We start from the raw sequence: 13,790 nt of genomic DNA, 5'->3' as shown, positions 1-13,790 counted from the left end.
CTTCTCCCGATCTGGAAGACGATCCTAGGCGAGGCCGGTCGGTAGGGTCGGGAGCATGACGATCGACCTGCCCCGTACCGCCCTGCTCGGCGTCGGCTCCATGTCCGGCTCGGTCCTCGACGGCCTGCTCGCCGCCGGACTCGACCCGGCGACCGTGACCCTCACGACGAAGTCCGAGGCGTCGGCGGCCGCCCACCGGGAGCGCGGGCTCGACGCCACCGCGAGCGACACCGACCCCGACGCGAACCGCTCGGCCGTCCGTGGCGCGGCACTCGTCGTCGTCGGCGTGAAGCCGTACGTGATCGCGGATCTGCTCGACGAGGTCGCCGCCGACCTGGAGCCCGGTGCGGTGCTGGTCAGCGTCGCGGTCGGCACCACCACCGCGAGCATGGAGGCGCGGGTGCCGGCCGGGGTCCGCGTCGTCCGAGCACTGCCGAACACGCCGATCGGCGTCGGCCACGGCGTCACCGGGATCAGCGCCGGGGCCTCGGCGGACGCCGAGGCCGTCGCGCTCGCGTCGTCGGTGTTCACGGCGTCAGGTCGGGTGCTCGAGGTGCCCGAGGCGCAGCTCGACGCTCTGTCGGCGGTGTCCGGCTCGGGCCCGGCCTACGTCTTCCTGCTCGTCGAGGAGTGGCAGCGCGCCGCCGAGGCGCTCGGCTTCACCCCGGACCAGGCGGCCGCGATGGTGCAGGGCACGCTCCGGGGTGCCGTCGAGCTGCTCGACCGGTCGGATCGCGGACCCGCAGACCTGCGGCGTGCCGTCACGAGCCCGAAGGGCACCACCGAGCGGGCCGTCGCGGTGCTGCAGGACGCCGACCTGGCCGACACGTTCCTGCGCGCGTCGCGCGCGGCGATCGCTCGCGCGGAGGAGATCGCGGCGTCGTAGCCGCGGTCGGGACTACTCGTAGGCGGCGAAGCGCTCCAGGTCCGTCTCGGACCCCGAGACGATGATCACGTCGTTCTCGCCGATGATGCTCTCCGGCGTCGCAGGCACGAACGGGCTGCCCGGCGGCTTGATGCCGAGCACCGTCAGGCCGAACCGCGTGCGGATCACCGTGGTCGCGAGGTCCTTGCCGCGCACCGCCCGCGGCGGGAACATCTTCACCACCGCGAAGTCGTCGTCGAACTCGATGAAGTCGAGCATGCGCCCGGACACCAGGTGCGCCGTGCGCTCGCCGGCCTCGCGCTCCGGGTAGACGACGTGGTTCGCGCCGATGCGGGACAGGATCGTGCCGTGCGACCGGCTGATGGCCTTCGCCCAGATCTGCGGGATGCCGAGGTCGACCAGGTTCGCGGTGATCAGCACGCTCGACTCCAGGTCGCTGCCCGTGCCGACGACCGCGATCGCGAAGTCCTGCGCACCGATCTGGCGCAGGGCGTCGATGTCGGTCGCATCGGCCTGCACGGCGTGCGTGACCCGGTCCGACCACTTCTGCACCAGGCCCGGGTCGGTGTCGACGACCAGCACCTCGCGGTCCTGCCGTTCGAGCTGACCGGCGGTGGCGGCGCCGAACCGGCCGAGGCCGATGACGAGCACGGGTGCGTCGTGACTGATCGCACCCATCGGGTGCGGGGGACGGGTTCGGTCAGCCAACGATCGGCCTCTCCTCGGGACGGCGGAACAGTTGCCGGCTCTGACTCGCGGCCAGGGCTGCGGCGATGGTCACTGTACCGACCCGGCCGAGGAACATGGTGGCGGCCAGGACGTACTTGCCGGACTCGGGCAGGTTCGCGGAGACACCCGAGGACAGCCCACTGGTGGAGAACGCCGAGATCACCTCGAACAGGACACGGTCGAGCGAATCGTCCGTGATCTGCAGGAGCACCACGGTCGCGACGGCCACGATCGTCGCCCCCCAGAGCACGATGGCGACCGCGACCCGCAGCACGTCGCTCGGGATGCGGCGGCCGAACGCCTCCATGCTCTGCCGCCCCCGGGCCTCGGCGACCGCGGCGAGGAACAGCACGGCGAGCGTCGTGACCTTGATGCCGCCGGCGGTCGAGGCCGACCCGCCGCCGATGAACATGAGCATGTCGGTGACGAGCAGGCTCGAGCCGTTCAGCTGGTCGAAGTCGACGAGCGAGAAGCCACCGGACCGGGTCATCGTCGACAGGAAGAGGGCCTGGAACGCGGTCCGGCCGGCCCCTTCCTCGCCGAAGGTCGTCGGGTTCGACGCCTCGAGCGCGGTGTAGACGATCGCACCGCCGATGAGCAGGACGGCGCTCGTGGCCAGCGTGAGCTTGACGTGGATGGGCCAGCGGCGCGGCGTGCGGAGCTGCTTCGTCAGGGTGCGGATGACCGGGAAGCCGATCGACCCCGCGACGACACCGATCATCAGGAGCGTCAGGAACCAGTAGTCGTGGGCGAACGGGTCGAGGCCGTCCGCGTTCGGTGAGAAGCCGGTGTTCGTGAACGCCATGGCCGCGTAGTAGAAGGAGTCGCCGACCGCGGTCCAGAACGGGATGCCGGCGATCAGCACGGACGGCAGCAGCAGCAGGCCGAGGACGATCTCGATCGACAGGGTGCTCACCGCGACCGTGGCGAGCAGGGTGCCGACCTCGCCGAGGCGGACGGCCTGCCCCTCGGGGACCGCCCCGTGGTGGGTGCGGAGCGGGTTCGAGTCGCCAGCGGCCATCAGCTTCGCGCGGAGCCCGAGCTTGCGGGTCACGAAGAGCCCGAGGATCGACGCGAAGGTCAGGACGCCCACCGCACCGATCTGCGTCCCGATCACCACGAGGACCTTGCCGAACACCGACCAGTGCGTGGCCATGTCGACGGTCGCGAGGCCCGTGACGCAGACCACCGAGGCCGCCGTGAACAGCGCGTCGGAGAAGTGTGTGCCGGTCCCGTCGGCCGCCGCCCACGGGGTCATGAACAGCGTCGTGAACACGAAGATGAGGGCGACGAAGACCAGGATCGCCAGACGCGACGGCGACGAGCGCAGGACCGTCGCGATCCGTCCGCCCCGCCGTCGGGTGACGGCCGCGTGCCGCAGGTGCGGCTCGGTACGGTCGAGCATCGTATGCCTCCGAGGACATGGGCCGGGACGGTTCGTCATGGTACATCCGTGGTGCCCCGGCTAGCCTTGCCCGCATGGCCGACATCTTCTCCGTCGTGGCGGACCCCACGAGGCGCGAGCTGCTCGGGACCCTCCTCGCCGCGTACGGATCGGACGTCACCGGCGGGGAACTCAGCGTCGGGCAACTGGTCGAACGACTGGGCGTCAGCCAGCCGACGGTGTCGAAGCACCTCCGGGTCCTGCGCGACATCGGACTCGTCACCAGCCGCGAAGAAGGGCAGCACCGCTTCTACCGGCTCGACCCGGAACCGCTCGTGTCGCTGGAGGACTGGGTCCTGCCGTTCACCGGCGCGGTCGACGCCGACGGCATGCCCGCGACCACGGCCTGGACCCCCGACGGTCAGCCCGTGTCCGTCCGCCGGAACGGTGCTGCCGGCAAGACCACCGTCGAGGTCGGGACCGAGCTCGGACGTGTCATGGCCGAGGCGTCCTACCGGGCCACCGCGGCGATCTCCGGTGCGCAGCAGGGCTGGGAGCGTGTCGTCGACCGCAGCCGCAAGCGCTTCACCCGCCGCGGCGACGAAGACTGAGCCTGGACACTGGGTCGCACGCGCCTCTACAGTTGCCAGTGACCACACAGGTCACACCAAACCCGTGCGCGGATCGCGTGCGAGCCACCGAAGGCGGATCATGACCGGCAGTTTCGACGACGTGCGCTTCCTCACCGTCGCTGAGGTCGCCGAGATGATGCGTGTCTCGAAGATGACCGTGTACCGCATGGTCCACGCCGGTGAGCTCCCCGCCATCCGTTTCGGCCGGTCCTTCCGTGTCCCCGAGTCAGCCGTCGCCGACGTGCTGCGCGGCGGCATCGCAGACGTCGGCTGAGCGCACACCCGTCCGTTCCGGGCGCGTTCGACATCGCGTCAGCCCTCCGGTAGACTCGGCCGGGTTGATTTTCCGCGGTCTCGACGGCCCGGTGTCCGATACATCAGCACAGTCCGAGCGAGGTCCACATGGGTTCTGTCATCAAGAAGCGTCGCAAGCGCATGGCGAAGAAGAAGCACCGCAAGCTGCTTCGCAAGACGCGCCACCAGCGTCGCAACAAGAAGTAGGCCCCGAGCCTGCAGCGTCAAGCCCCGGTTCGCCGGGGCTTTCGCATTCCCCAGGGGACGCGGACCGCGGGCTACGCTGGAGCCATGCCCGCAGTGACGTTCCTGACGAAGCCCGGATGCCACCTCTGCGACGACGCACGGCCCGTGGTCGAACGCGTCGTCGCCGAACACCCCGGCGTGACCCTGCAGGAACGCTCGATCCTCGACGACGACGCCCTCCGCCAGGAGTACGCGGAGGACATCCCCGTCGTGCTGGTCGACGGGCGCGTCCACAGCAACTGGCACGTCGACGCCGACCGGCTCGCACGTGCCCTCGAGAAGGCCGGTTCCCCCGCATGATCTCCCACGTCGTCGCCTGGACCCTGCGCGAAGACCTCGACCGCGCCGCGACCATCGCCCGGATCCGCGAACTCCTGACCGGCCTGACCGGCACCATCGGGTCGATCCGTTCGCTCGAGGTCGTCGAGAACGTCGCCTACCCGGAGAAGAACAGCGACGTCGCCGTCGTCGCGTCGTTCGACGACCTCGCCGGACTCGACGAGTACCAGGTGCACCCGGACCACCAGGCTGCCGCAGCCGAGATCCGTGGACTGGTCACGGGGCGGGCTGCCATCGACTGGCAGAGCTGAGCCGGGCCTCCCGTCCCGCCCCCGGCGCTGCGTGCGCTGCGGCGCTTCGTGAGCAGAAATGGTCGCCTCCCGCATCGGGAGGCGACCATTCCTGTTCACCATGTGCGCTCGCGCGCGGCGCCGCGCGACGTGACTACGGCGTCAGGCGCGTCGGTCCACGGAAGAGGTACGTGACCTCGCGGATGGACGGCTCACCCAACATGAGCATGAGCACGCGCGCAAGGCCCATGCCGAACCCACCGTGCGGCGGCACGCCGTAGCGGAAGAAGTCGAGGTACCAGCCGAGCTCCTCGGGGTCGAGGCCCTTCTCGACGGCCTGCGCCTCGAGCACGTCGACGCGGTGCTCGCGCTGTGCGCCCGTGGAGATCTCCGCGCCGTTGAAGATGAGGTCGTAGCTGTTCGTGAGCGACGGGTCGCCGGGCTTCCGCATGTGGTAGTACGGCCGGATCGACGCGTCGTACTCGGTGACGAACACGAACTCCGAACCGTGGTACTCCTTCGCCCAGGCGGCAACGCGGCGCTCGCCCTCGGGGTCCAGGTCGCCGTCGGCACGGACGACGTCGTGGCCGCTGTCGGCCACGATCTTCCGGGCCTCGGCCAGGGTCACGCGGGGGAACGGCGTCGCGGGGACCTGCAGCTCGAAGCCGAAGGCCTCCTGGATGTCCTTGCCGTACTTTTCCTTGACCGCGGTGATGCCTGCGACCAGGACCTCTTCGTGCATCGCCATGACGTCCTCGTGGGACTCGATCCACGAGAACTCGGCGTCGACGCTCGTGAACTCGGTCGCGTGGCGGCTCGTGAAGGAGGGGTCCGCGCGGAACGCGTCGGCGATCTCGAACACGGCGCCGAAGCCGGCCGGCTGGGCCATCTGCTTGAAGTTCTGCGGCGACTGCGCCAGGTAGGCGGTCGTCTCGAAGTACTCGAGCTGGAAGAGCTCGGCGCGCGACTCGGACGCCGACGCCATCAGCTTCGGGGTGTGGATCTCGATGTAGTCGCGGTCCACCCAGTAGGTGCGGAACGCGTGCTCCAGGGTCGTCTGGATGCGGAAGATGAGGTTCTGCTTGCGGTTGCGCAGGTCGAGGAAGCGCCAGTCGAGCCGCTTGTCGAGCGACGAGTCGTCGGCGATCGGGGTCTCCGGGATCGCGGCGCTCACCACCTCGAGCGTGCCGACCTTGACCTCGAGCCCGCCGAGCTTGACGCGCTCGTCGTGCTTCAGGGTGCCGGTGGCGTGGATGAAGGTGCCGTGGGCGAGGGCCGAGATCTCGGTGGTGGTGGCAAGCGCGGCCTGGGCGGCGTCGTCACCGTCCTCGGCCTCGCGCGTGGCGGGGTTCACGAGCTGGACGGCGCCGGATTCGTCGCGGAGGACGACGAACTGCACCTTCTTCTGGTCTCGGACGGTCTCGACCCATCCGGCCACGGAGACGGGGCCGTCGGGGAGGGCAGCGAGGTCGGCGATGCGGGTGCGTTCGATCACGGTGGTCGAGTCTAACCGTCTGCGTCCGGCGGCGTCGGTCCGCAGGGTGTCCTCCTCCACAGGGCGGCCCGCTTCCGGCGTCGTCCACAGGTCGGACCGGGAGGCCCGTGGGGCGTCGCGTGGGTCCGTAGCGTTCTCGACGTGGCCGGGTCGCGAGACGAGAGGGGGACCGGGTGGGGACGGGGACGGGGGAGCTCGCGACCTGGCCGCCTGCGGCGATCGCGACGATCGTCGCGTCGTTGTTGGCGCTCGGAGGCACCACGACGGCAACGGTCTGGTCGTTCATGCGGTGGCGGCGAGAGCACCGTGCGATCGAGCGAGCGTACGTCTGGCAACAGGTTGTCTGGGCAGCGGAGATGGTGTCGTCCGACGACGTCGGCAAGGCCGAGATCGGACGGATGGTCGCGGGCGCGATGTACGACATGCAGATTCATGGACGGGTCGACGATCCAGGTGTGAGTGTCCTGGTACGAACACTCGGAGAAGAGGAACGCGATGCAACGCATGTTCATGCACATGACCGGTGAGGAACGCCGGCGTGCGCAGGTCCGGCTCAACCAGGTCATCCTCGACGCGTACCCGAAGCGGAAGGCGCGGAAGATGATCGCCATGTTCGAGCGGGTGGAGGCACGTCTGGAGTACTCCCCGGAAGAAGCAGCCGAGGCTGAGCGGCGATGGCTCGCGCGGTACGAGCGCTCAGGGGAGCGAAGCGCGGAGTGACCCCAGGGTGCCGATGAACTCCTCGGCCATGCCGGCGCGCTCGACGAGCTTGGCGTGCCGGGCCCGGGCATCGTCGAGGTACTCGTCGAGGCGTGCAGCCAGCGCGGGCTCGTCGTCGGGGTCCTTCGCCGCCAGCGCATCGACGACCCGCAGCAGGTCCGCCATCTCGTCGAGCGTGAACCCGAGTGGCTTCATGCGGCGGATCACGAGCAGCCGGTCCAGGTCCTGCGCGGTGTAGACCCGGAACCCGCCCGTAGTGCGGCCGCTCGGCACGAGCAGCCCGACCTCGTCGTAGTGGCGGATCGTCCGCAGGGACATGCCGGCACGGTCCGCCAGCTCGCCGATGTGCATCGTGTCCGGGGTGTCGGTGGTGCTCACGGTGCACAACTCTACCCTCACGTGAGGGTAGAGTTCCGATCGATGTCCGTGATCACACACGCGCCGGCGGCCCCGAGCGTCCTCACCGCCCTCCGCTCACCCCGCATGCTCACCCGCGAGGTCCTCGCCGGTGTCGTCACCGCGCTCGCGCTCATCCCCGAGGCGATCTCGTTCTCCGTCGTCGCCGGGGTCGACCCCGCGGTCGGCCTGTTCTCGAGCGTCATCATCGCCGTCGTCATCTCGATCGTCGGCGGTCGTCCGGCGATGGTGTCCGCCGCGGCCGGTTCGGTGGCCCTGGTCATCGCGCCGCTCGTCCGCGAACACGGCATCGAGTACCTCGTGCCCGCGATCGTCCTCGGTGGCGTGTTCCAGCTCGTGCTCGGGTTCCTCGGGGTCGCGCGCCTGATGCGCTTCATCCCGCGCAGTGTCAACGTGGCGTTCGTCAACGCGTTGGCCATCCTCATCTTCACCGCGCAGCTGCCCAACCTGCTCGGCCCCGACGTCCCGTTCGTCGTCTGGCCGCTCACCGCCCTCGGCATCGCGATCATCGTCGGCTTCCCGTTCCTGACCAAGGCCGTCCCCGCGCCGCTCATCGCGGTCGTCGTGATCACCGGCATCACCATGCTCTTCAGCGTCGTCGTCCCCACGGTCGGCGACGAGGGCGAACTGCCCACCGCACTGCCCGGGTTCAACGGCATCGTCACGCCGTTCTCCTTCGAGACGCTGCAGATCATCGCGCCGTACGCGTTCGGTGTCGCGATCGTCGGCCTCATCGAGACCCTGTTGACCGCGCAGCTCGTCGACTCCATCACCGAGACCGGCTCGAGCAAGTGGCGGGAGTCCTGGGGGCAGGGCGTCGCCAACATCGCGTCGGCGTTCTTCGGCGGGACGGGTGGTTGCGCGATGATCGGCCAGACGGTCATCAACGTGAAGACCGCGGGCGCACGGACCCGGATCTCGACCTTCGTCGCCGGTGCTTCCGTGCTCGTCCTGACGATCGTGCTGCACGACCTCGTGGCCGAGATCCCGATGGCCGCGCTGACCGCCGTGATGCTCATGGTGTGCGTGGCGACCTTCGACTGGCACAGCATCCGTCCGCGCACCCTGCGGCGGATGCCCCTCGGGGAGACCGCCGTCATGCTCATCACCGTCGTGGTGGTCGTCGTGACCGAGAACCTCGCGACCGGCGTGCTCGTCGGGGTCGTCGTCGCAGCACTGGTCTTCGCTCGCCGGGCGGCCCACGTCGTCACCGTCGTCCGCGAGCCGGTCGACGAGCACACCGTGCGGTACCGGGTGCGCGGCGCCCTGTTCTTCGCGTCGTCGAACGACCTCGTCACGCGGTTCTCCTACGCCGAGGACCCGGAGCACGTGGTCATCGACCTGTCCGACGCGCACGTCTTCGACGCCTCGACGGTCGCGGCACTGGACGGCGTCGAGCAGCGGTTCGCCAAGCACGGGTCCACGGTCGAGGTCGTGGGCCTCAACACCGGGTCGGTGGCCATCCACGGGCGGTTGTCGGGCGAGCTCGGCTGAGCGCTTCCGCATCCGGTGAATCGGCTGTGGGGCCGGTGAGCACCGGTGGGCGACCTACACTGGAACCCATGCCCGCCACCCGACTCCACCTCGTCCGGCACGGTGAGGTGCACAACCCCGACCGCGTCCTGTACGGGCGGCTCCCGGGCTTCGGACTGAGCGACCTCGGCAAGCAGATGGCCCTCGCCTCGGCGACCGCGTGGAAGGACGCCGGTGTCGACGTGCGCCGGATCGTCGCCTCGCCGCTGCAGCGCACGCAGGAGTCCGCGGCGCCGTGGTCGGCCGCGTACGGGCTCGACGTCACGCTGGACGAGCGCCTCATCGAGCCGACGAACCGGTACGAGGGGCAGCCCCCGGGCTTCACGAAGCGTTCGCTCGGCCGTCCGGCGGAGTGGCCCTGGATCGCGAACCCGTTCCGGCCGAGCTGGGGCGAGGCGTACGAGTCGATCGCGAACCGCATGCTCGCCGCGATGACCACGGCGTGGGAGAGCGTGGACGGCGGCGACGTCGTCCTGGTCAGCCACCAGCTGCCGATCTGGACGGTCCACCGGAAGCTCGCGGGGGAGTCGCTCTGGCACGACCCACGCAAGCGCCGCTGCGACCTGTCGAGCATCACGACCGTCGAACGGGTGCCCGCCACGTCGACCGGTCGGTTCACCGAGGTCGGGTACACGGATCCCGCGCAGGAGCTGCGCGCGACCGCCATCGACGAAGGAGCAGTGTGAGCGTCATCAGCAAGCGGTTCGCGGTCCTCGCAGCGACGGCGGTCGCCGCGGCGCTCCTCCTGTCCGGGTGCTCGTCGGACAACGGTGGCCTCGCCAAGCAGTACGGCAACGGCACCACCCAGAACTACATCTCCGGCGACGGCGCGGTGACCGAGGTCACCGCCGACAAGCGGTCCGATGCGGTCGACTTCGAGGCGAAGGACTCCGACGGCGACACCGTCTCGTCGAAGGACCTCAAGGGCAAGGTCGTCGTCCTGAACTTCTGGTACGCGAGCTGCCCGCCGTGCCGCGCCGAGGCGAAGTACCTCAACGAGGTGCACGAGTCCTACGCCGGTGCCGACGACGTCGCGTTCATCGGCGTCAACGTCCGCGACGAGGCAGCGACCGCAGCCGCCTTCGAGCGCACCTTCGGCGTCGACTACCCGACCGTCCTCGACCAGAAGACCGGCACGATGCAGCTCGCCCTGTCCGGTCAGATCGCCCCGAACGCCGTGCCGGCCACGATCGTCCTCGACACCAAGGGCCGCGTGGCTGCCCGGGTGCTCGGCGCCGTCGACGGCACGAGCATCCTGAAGACCCTGATCAGCGACGAAGTCGACGCCGGCAAGGCCTCCTGACCCGTGGCCTCCAACCCCTTCGCCGAGGCGATCCTGAGCGGCCAGATGGCCGTCGCGCTGCCAGTGGCGGCGCTCGCGGGACTCGTCTCGTTCCTGTCTCCGTGCGTGCTCCCGCTCGTGCCCGGCTACCTCGGGTACGTCGGTGGGATCGCCGAGGGCGGGCAGCGCCGCGGGCGGGTCGTGCTCGGCGTGCTCCTGTTCATCCTCGGCTTCACGGCGGTCTTCGTCGCGTACACGACGGTGTTCGGCGCGCTCGGGTTCTGGCTCGTGCGCTGGCGCGACCTCATCACGCAGATCCTGGGCGTCGTCGTCATCGCGATGGGGCTGGTGTTCGTCGGCCGGTTCACGTTCATGCAGCGCACCATCAAGCCGAGCTGGACACCCGCGACCGGACTCGTCGGCGCCCCGCTGCTCGGCATCGTGTTCGGCCTCGGCTGGACCCCGTGCCTCGGCCCGACCCTCGCCGCCATCAACCTGCTCAGCGTGCAGTCGGGCAGTGCCTGGCAGGGCATGTGGCTCGGCGTCGCGTACTGCCTGGGCCTCGGCATCCCGTTCGTCCTCGTCGCCCTCGGGGCCGGCTGGGCGACCGGTGCGATCCGCGCCGTGAAGCGGCACATGCGCACCGTCAACATCATCGGAGGAGCGATCCTGATCGTCATCGGTCTGCTCATGGTCACCGGAATCTGGTCGGCCGTCATGTCGAGCGTCGGGGCGGTGATCCAGAGCTTTGTCCCCGCGGTCTGATCCCGAAACCGAAGCGACGGGCGCCGACACCGCGTCGGACCCGCAGCGACCGTCCGACCACGTCGACGGCTCCGGACCCGGCGACGCCGGCATCAACCAGCCGAAGCTCGGCTTCGTCGGCACGCTCCGGTTCTTCTGGCGACAGCTCACGAGCATGCGCACCGCGCTGTTCCTGCTCATGCTGCTCGCCCTCGCGGCGATCCCGGGCTCGCTCGTGCCGCAGCGTACCGCCGACCCGAACGGTGTCGTCCAGTACAAGGCCGACCACGCCACGCTCTACCCGATCCTCGACAAGCTGCAGGTCTTCGACACCTACACGTCGGTGTGGTTCTCGGCGATCTACCTGCTGCTGTTCGTCTCCCTGATCGGCTGCATCGTGCCGCGCACGAAGCACCACTGGCAGGCGCTCCGGACACGTCCGCCCCGGACCCCCGTCCGCCTGACGCGACTGGCGGGCTTCCGCACCGTGGCGGTGCAGCCCGACGCGATGATCGACGGCACCACCGGGATCGACGTGACCACGGGCCTCCCGTCCAGCGAGCACGCGGTCACGCGCGCGATGACGATCCTGAAGCGCTCCGGGTACCGCGTCGAGCGCTTCGGCGACTCGGTGAGCGCGGAGCGCGGCTACCTGCGCGAGACCGGCAACCTGGTGTTCCACGCGGCGCTCGTCGGTGTCCTGCTGGCCGTCGGTGTCGGCGGCGGGTTCGGGTTCACCGGCCAGCGGCTGCTGGTCGAGGGGCAGACGTTCTCGAACGTCCTCGGCTCCTACGACTCGTTCAACCCGGGTCGCTGGTTCCAGCAGACCGACCTCAAGGGCTACAACCTGACGCTCGACAAGTTCGTCACGAAGTACGAGGAGCGCAACCTCGACGCCCTCGGCCAGGCGCTCGACTACTCGGCGACCGTGACGAGCAAGGAGAAGGGCGGCGAGTCGACGACCAGCCGCCTGGGCGTGAACGACCCGCTGCACGTGGGCGGCACCAACGTCTACCTGCTCGGCAACGGCTACGCGATGAACGTCACGGTGCGCGACGGCGAGGGCAACGTGGCGTTCCAGGACGTCGTGCCGTTCCTGCCCGAGGACGCCAACTACACGTCCACCGGCGTCATCAAGGTGCCGGACGCGCTGCCGGACCAGCTCGGCATGGTCGGGTTCTTCTACCCGACGGCGTCGAAGCTCGCCTCGGGTGCGTACACGAGCACCTACCCGGACACGCAGAACCCGCTGCTGACGCTGCAGGTCTACACCGGCGACCTCGGCCTCGACAGCGGCGTGCCGCAGAGCGTCTACACGCTCGACACCAAGGGCCTCACGCAGATCGCCGGCCGTCAGTCCGACACGGCGAGCATCGCGCTCGAGCCCGGGCAGACCAAGAAGCTGCCGAACGGTGCCGGGTCGATCACCTTCGACGGCGTCAAGCGCTACGTGTCGCTCGACGTGCACCACGACCCGTCGCAGGCGTGGGTCGCCGCCTTCGCGCTGCTCTCGACGCTCGGGCTGCTCACGTCGCTCTTCGTCCCGCGCCGACGCGTGTGGGTGAAGGTCGTCCCCCGCAACGGCGCAGAGCACGGCGAGTACGACTTGGAGTACGCGGGCCTCGCCCGCGGTGAGGACCCCAACCTCGAACGGGCCGTCGCGGACATCGCACAGCGCCACACGTCGGACCTCGGAGTTAGGATGCCCCAGTGAACGACATGACCACGAACCTCGCGACCTACTCGGTCGTGCTGACGTACTCCGCGATGGCGGTCTACGTCATCGCGTTCATCTCGTTCGCGCTGGACATGGCGAAACGCTCCGGCGAGGTGACGGCAGCGGCGAAGAACGCTGGTGCGGACTCGGACGACGCTGCGGCGACCGCCTCGGTGGGCGCGGCCCGCTCGGCGAAGACCGTCGCCACCGTCCGGGGCGGCACCGTCGTGCTCGAACCGGTCGCGGCACCCCCGGCGAACGCCGGCGGCTCGGCCGCGCGCGGCACGAAGTTCGAGCGCGTCGGCATGGCCATGACGATCCTCGCGCTGGTGCTGCACGTCGCATCGGTGGTCCTGCGCGGCATCGCGGCCGACCGTGTGCCGTGGGGCAACATGTTCGAGTTCTCGCTCACCGGCACGGCGCTCATCACGCTCATCTTCCTGCTCGTGCAGTTCTGGCAGAACCTGAAGTTCCTCGGCGTCTTCATCACCGGGCTGACGATCATCCTGCTCGGCATCGCGACGGTGAACTACTGGGTGCCCGTCGTGCCGCTGCAGCCGGCGCTGCAGTCGTACTGGCTCGTCATCCACGTCTTCGTGGCGATCGCCGGCACCGGGTTCTTCGCGCTCGGTGCGGGGCTCGCGGTGGCGCAGCTCGTGCAGACGTACCGCCAGGGCCGGACCGCCTCGGGCAAGCTCCGCTTCATGGCGACCCTGCCGGACGCCGACCGCCTCGAGGTCCTGACCTACCGCGTCCTGCTCGTCGGCTTCGTCCTCTGGACCTTCACCCTGATCGCCGGTGCGGTCTGGGCGGAGCGTGCCTGGGGCCGGTACTGGGGCTGGGACACCAAGGAGGTCTGGACCTTCATCATCTGGGTCGTCTACGCCGGGTACATCCACGCCCGTGCGACCCGCGGCTGGCGCGGTGCGCGGTCGTCGTGGCTGGCGCTCATCGGCTTCGCCGCCGTGATGTTCAACTTCTCGGTCGTGAACGTCTTCTTCAAGGGCCTGCACAGCTACTCGGGCCTGTGAGCGACGCGCGTCACTGACGCGGCTCTGGTCGCGACCAGGACCGGACGGGAGGCACGGTGCCAGCTGGCACCGTGCCTCCCGTCCGTCGTCCGGTCGCGTGCAGGGCCGGGA

18 protein-coding genes are annotated in these 13,790 nt (G+C 69.8%); 14 read left to right on the top strand and 4 right to left on the bottom strand.

What is annotated here, in order from left to right; genetic code table 11:
* The first annotated feature begins 55 nt into the window (after positions 1–55).
* On the top strand, positions 56–886 hold the full coding sequence (gene proC / locus EDF23_RS12015) for a pyrroline-5-carboxylate reductase (RefSeq protein WP_131921760.1): 831 nt from the start codon (positions 56–58) through the stop codon (positions 884–886).
* A gap of 12 nt (positions 887–898) precedes the next feature.
* Here the strand turns inward: proC and EDF23_RS12010 are convergent, their stop codons facing one another.
* Both EDF23_RS12010 and EDF23_RS12005 read right to left on the bottom strand, forming a co-directional pair.
* Positions 899–1,564, bottom strand: coding sequence for a TrkA family potassium uptake protein (locus EDF23_RS12010; protein ID WP_111084290.1), 666 nt, complete (start codon positions 1,562–1,564; stop codon positions 899–901).
* Between the two features lie 22 nt (positions 1,565–1,586).
* A complete protein-coding gene (locus EDF23_RS12005) occupies positions 1,587–3,020 on the bottom strand; it encodes a potassium transporter TrkG (protein WP_131921759.1) in 1,434 nt (477 codons plus the stop codon).
* Between the two features lie 74 nt (positions 3,021–3,094).
* On the opposite strand from EDF23_RS12005, the gene EDF23_RS12000 reads away from it, so the two are divergent.
* The 5 genes from EDF23_RS12000 (at position 3,095) to EDF23_RS11980 (ending at position 4,761) form a co-directional block, all read left to right on the top strand.
* Positions 3,095–3,610, top strand: a complete 516-nt coding sequence (locus EDF23_RS12000; RefSeq protein ID WP_123292085.1) for a metalloregulator ArsR/SmtB family transcription factor — start codon at positions 3,095–3,097, stop codon at positions 3,608–3,610.
* Between the two features lie 100 nt (positions 3,611–3,710).
* Complete coding sequence (locus tag EDF23_RS11995) at positions 3,711–3,905, top strand: helix-turn-helix domain-containing protein (RefSeq protein WP_022902482.1); 195 nt, start codon at positions 3,711–3,713, stop codon at positions 3,903–3,905.
* A gap of 128 nt (positions 3,906–4,033) precedes the next feature.
* Positions 4,034–4,132, top strand: a complete 99-nt coding sequence (locus EDF23_RS11990) for an AURKAIP1/COX24 domain-containing protein (RefSeq protein ID WP_003792170.1) — start codon at positions 4,034–4,036, stop codon at positions 4,130–4,132.
* A gap of 84 nt (positions 4,133–4,216) precedes the next feature.
* Positions 4,217–4,471 carry a glutaredoxin family protein gene (locus EDF23_RS11985; protein WP_123338836.1) on the top strand — a complete coding sequence of 85 codons (255 nt, stop codon included), beginning with the start codon at positions 4,217–4,219 and terminating at the stop codon, positions 4,469–4,471.
* Positions 4,468–4,761 (top strand): Dabb family protein, encoded by a 294-nt coding sequence (locus tag EDF23_RS11980; protein ID WP_123292087.1) that lies wholly within the window; start codon positions 4,468–4,470, stop codon positions 4,759–4,761. The genes EDF23_RS11985 and EDF23_RS11980 overlap by 4 nt, the downstream gene beginning before the upstream one ends.
* A gap of 133 nt (positions 4,762–4,894) precedes the next feature.
* Here EDF23_RS11980 and aspS read toward each other — a convergent pair whose 3' ends face one another.
* Complete coding sequence (gene aspS / locus EDF23_RS11975) at positions 4,895–6,235, bottom strand: aspartate--tRNA(Asn) ligase (protein ID WP_131921758.1); 1,341 nt, start codon at positions 6,233–6,235, stop codon at positions 4,895–4,897.
* Positions 6,236–6,408: 173 nt separating this feature from the next.
* Between aspS and EDF23_RS11970 the strand changes: the two genes are divergently transcribed.
* The gene (locus tag EDF23_RS11970; protein WP_131879312.1) at positions 6,409–6,762 is read left to right on the top strand and encodes a hypothetical protein; all 354 of its coding nucleotides are present in this window, start codon (positions 6,409–6,411) and stop codon (positions 6,760–6,762) included.
* Positions 6,752–6,955: a hypothetical protein gene (locus EDF23_RS11965; RefSeq protein WP_132084018.1), complete on the top strand. Its 204-nt coding sequence runs from the start codon at positions 6,752–6,754 to the stop codon at positions 6,953–6,955. The genes EDF23_RS11970 and EDF23_RS11965 overlap by 11 nt, the downstream gene beginning before the upstream one ends.
* Here EDF23_RS11965 and EDF23_RS11960 read toward each other — a convergent pair.
* Complete coding sequence (locus tag EDF23_RS11960) at positions 6,932–7,306, bottom strand: MerR family transcriptional regulator (protein ID WP_111084475.1); 375 nt, start codon at positions 7,304–7,306, stop codon at positions 6,932–6,934. The two genes, EDF23_RS11965 and EDF23_RS11960, sit on opposite strands and share 24 nt — an antisense overlap.
* A gap of 69 nt (positions 7,307–7,375) precedes the next feature.
* Here EDF23_RS11960 and EDF23_RS11955 point away from each other — a divergent pair, with 69 nt between their 5' ends.
* The 6 genes from EDF23_RS11955 (at position 7,376) to ccsB (ending at position 13,679) form a co-directional block, all read left to right on the top strand.
* The gene (locus EDF23_RS11955) at positions 7,376–8,866 is read left to right on the top strand and encodes a SulP family inorganic anion transporter (RefSeq protein WP_131879310.1); all 1,491 of its coding nucleotides are present in this window, start codon (positions 7,376–7,378) and stop codon (positions 8,864–8,866) included.
* A 68-nt stretch (positions 8,867–8,934) separates the two neighbouring features.
* Positions 8,935–9,591, top strand: coding sequence for a histidine phosphatase family protein (locus EDF23_RS11950; RefSeq protein WP_123292091.1), 657 nt, complete (start codon positions 8,935–8,937; stop codon positions 9,589–9,591).
* Entirely contained in the window at positions 9,588–10,208 is a 621-nt protein-coding gene (locus EDF23_RS11945; protein ID WP_131879308.1) for a TlpA disulfide reductase family protein, read from the top strand. Before EDF23_RS11950 ends, EDF23_RS11945 begins: the two co-directional genes overlap by 4 nt.
* A gap of 45 nt (positions 10,209–10,253) precedes the next feature.
* Complete coding sequence (locus EDF23_RS11940) at positions 10,254–10,952, top strand: cytochrome c biogenesis protein CcdA (protein ID WP_123292336.1); 699 nt, start codon at positions 10,254–10,256, stop codon at positions 10,950–10,952.
* A complete protein-coding gene (locus EDF23_RS11935; RefSeq protein WP_243648904.1) occupies positions 10,936–12,645 on the top strand; it encodes a cytochrome c biogenesis protein ResB in 1,710 nt (569 codons plus the stop codon). Before EDF23_RS11940 ends, EDF23_RS11935 begins: the two co-directional genes overlap by 17 nt.
* Positions 12,646–12,650: 5 nt before the next feature.
* Positions 12,651–13,679, top strand: a complete 1,029-nt coding sequence (ccsB, locus tag EDF23_RS11930; RefSeq protein ID WP_123938775.1) for a c-type cytochrome biogenesis protein CcsB — start codon at positions 12,651–12,653, stop codon at positions 13,677–13,679.
* Positions 13,680–13,790: the final 111 nt, after the last annotated feature.

It is taken from the genome of Curtobacterium sp. PhB128, assembly GCF_004340725.1.
Lineage (GTDB): Bacteria > Actinomycetota > Actinomycetes > Actinomycetales > Microbacteriaceae > Curtobacterium.
Note: the sequence above shows the minus strand (reverse complement) of the source record. Positions and strands in the feature narration are given on the sequence as shown.

Bases quoted from the DNA above. Each gene is read 5' to 3' on its own strand.
- EDF23_RS12005 (WP_131921759.1), bottom strand. From the start codon at position 3,020: ATGCTCGACCGTACCGAGCCGCACCTGCGGCACGCGGCCGTCACCCGA.
- EDF23_RS11940 (WP_123292336.1), top strand. From the start codon at position 10,254: ATGGCCGTCGCGCTGCCAGTGGCGGCGCTCGCGGGACTCGTCTCGTTC.
- ccsB (WP_123938775.1), top strand. From the start codon at position 12,651: ATGACCACGAACCTCGCGACCTACTCGGTCGTGCTGACGTACTCCGCG.
- EDF23_RS11960 (WP_111084475.1), bottom strand. From the start codon at position 7,306: ATGCACATCGGCGAGCTGGCGGACCGTGCCGGCATGTCCCTGCGGACG.
- EDF23_RS11955 (WP_131879310.1), top strand. From the start codon at position 7,376: ATGTCCGTGATCACACACGCGCCGGCGGCCCCGAGCGTCCTCACCGCC.
- EDF23_RS11950 (WP_123292091.1), top strand. From the start codon at position 8,935: ATGCCCGCCACCCGACTCCACCTCGTCCGGCACGGTGAGGTGCACAAC.
- EDF23_RS11990 (WP_003792170.1), top strand. From the start codon at position 4,034: ATGGGTTCTGTCATCAAGAAGCGTCGCAAGCGCATGGCGAAGAAGAAG.
- EDF23_RS11965 (WP_132084018.1), top strand. From the start codon at position 6,752: ATGACCGGTGAGGAACGCCGGCGTGCGCAGGTCCGGCTCAACCAGGTC.
- EDF23_RS11995 (WP_022902482.1), top strand. From the start codon at position 3,711: ATGACCGGCAGTTTCGACGACGTGCGCTTCCTCACCGTCGCTGAGGTC.
- EDF23_RS11985 (WP_123338836.1), top strand. From the start codon at position 4,217: ATGCCCGCAGTGACGTTCCTGACGAAGCCCGGATGCCACCTCTGCGAC.
- EDF23_RS12000 (WP_123292085.1), top strand. From the start codon at position 3,095: ATGGCCGACATCTTCTCCGTCGTGGCGGACCCCACGAGGCGCGAGCTG.
- EDF23_RS11980 (WP_123292087.1), top strand. From the start codon at position 4,468: ATGATCTCCCACGTCGTCGCCTGGACCCTGCGCGAAGACCTCGACCGC.
- EDF23_RS12010 (WP_111084290.1), bottom strand. From the start codon at position 1,564: ATGGGTGCGATCAGTCACGACGCACCCGTGCTCGTCATCGGCCTCGGC.
- proC (WP_131921760.1), top strand. From the start codon at position 56: ATGACGATCGACCTGCCCCGTACCGCCCTGCTCGGCGTCGGCTCCATG.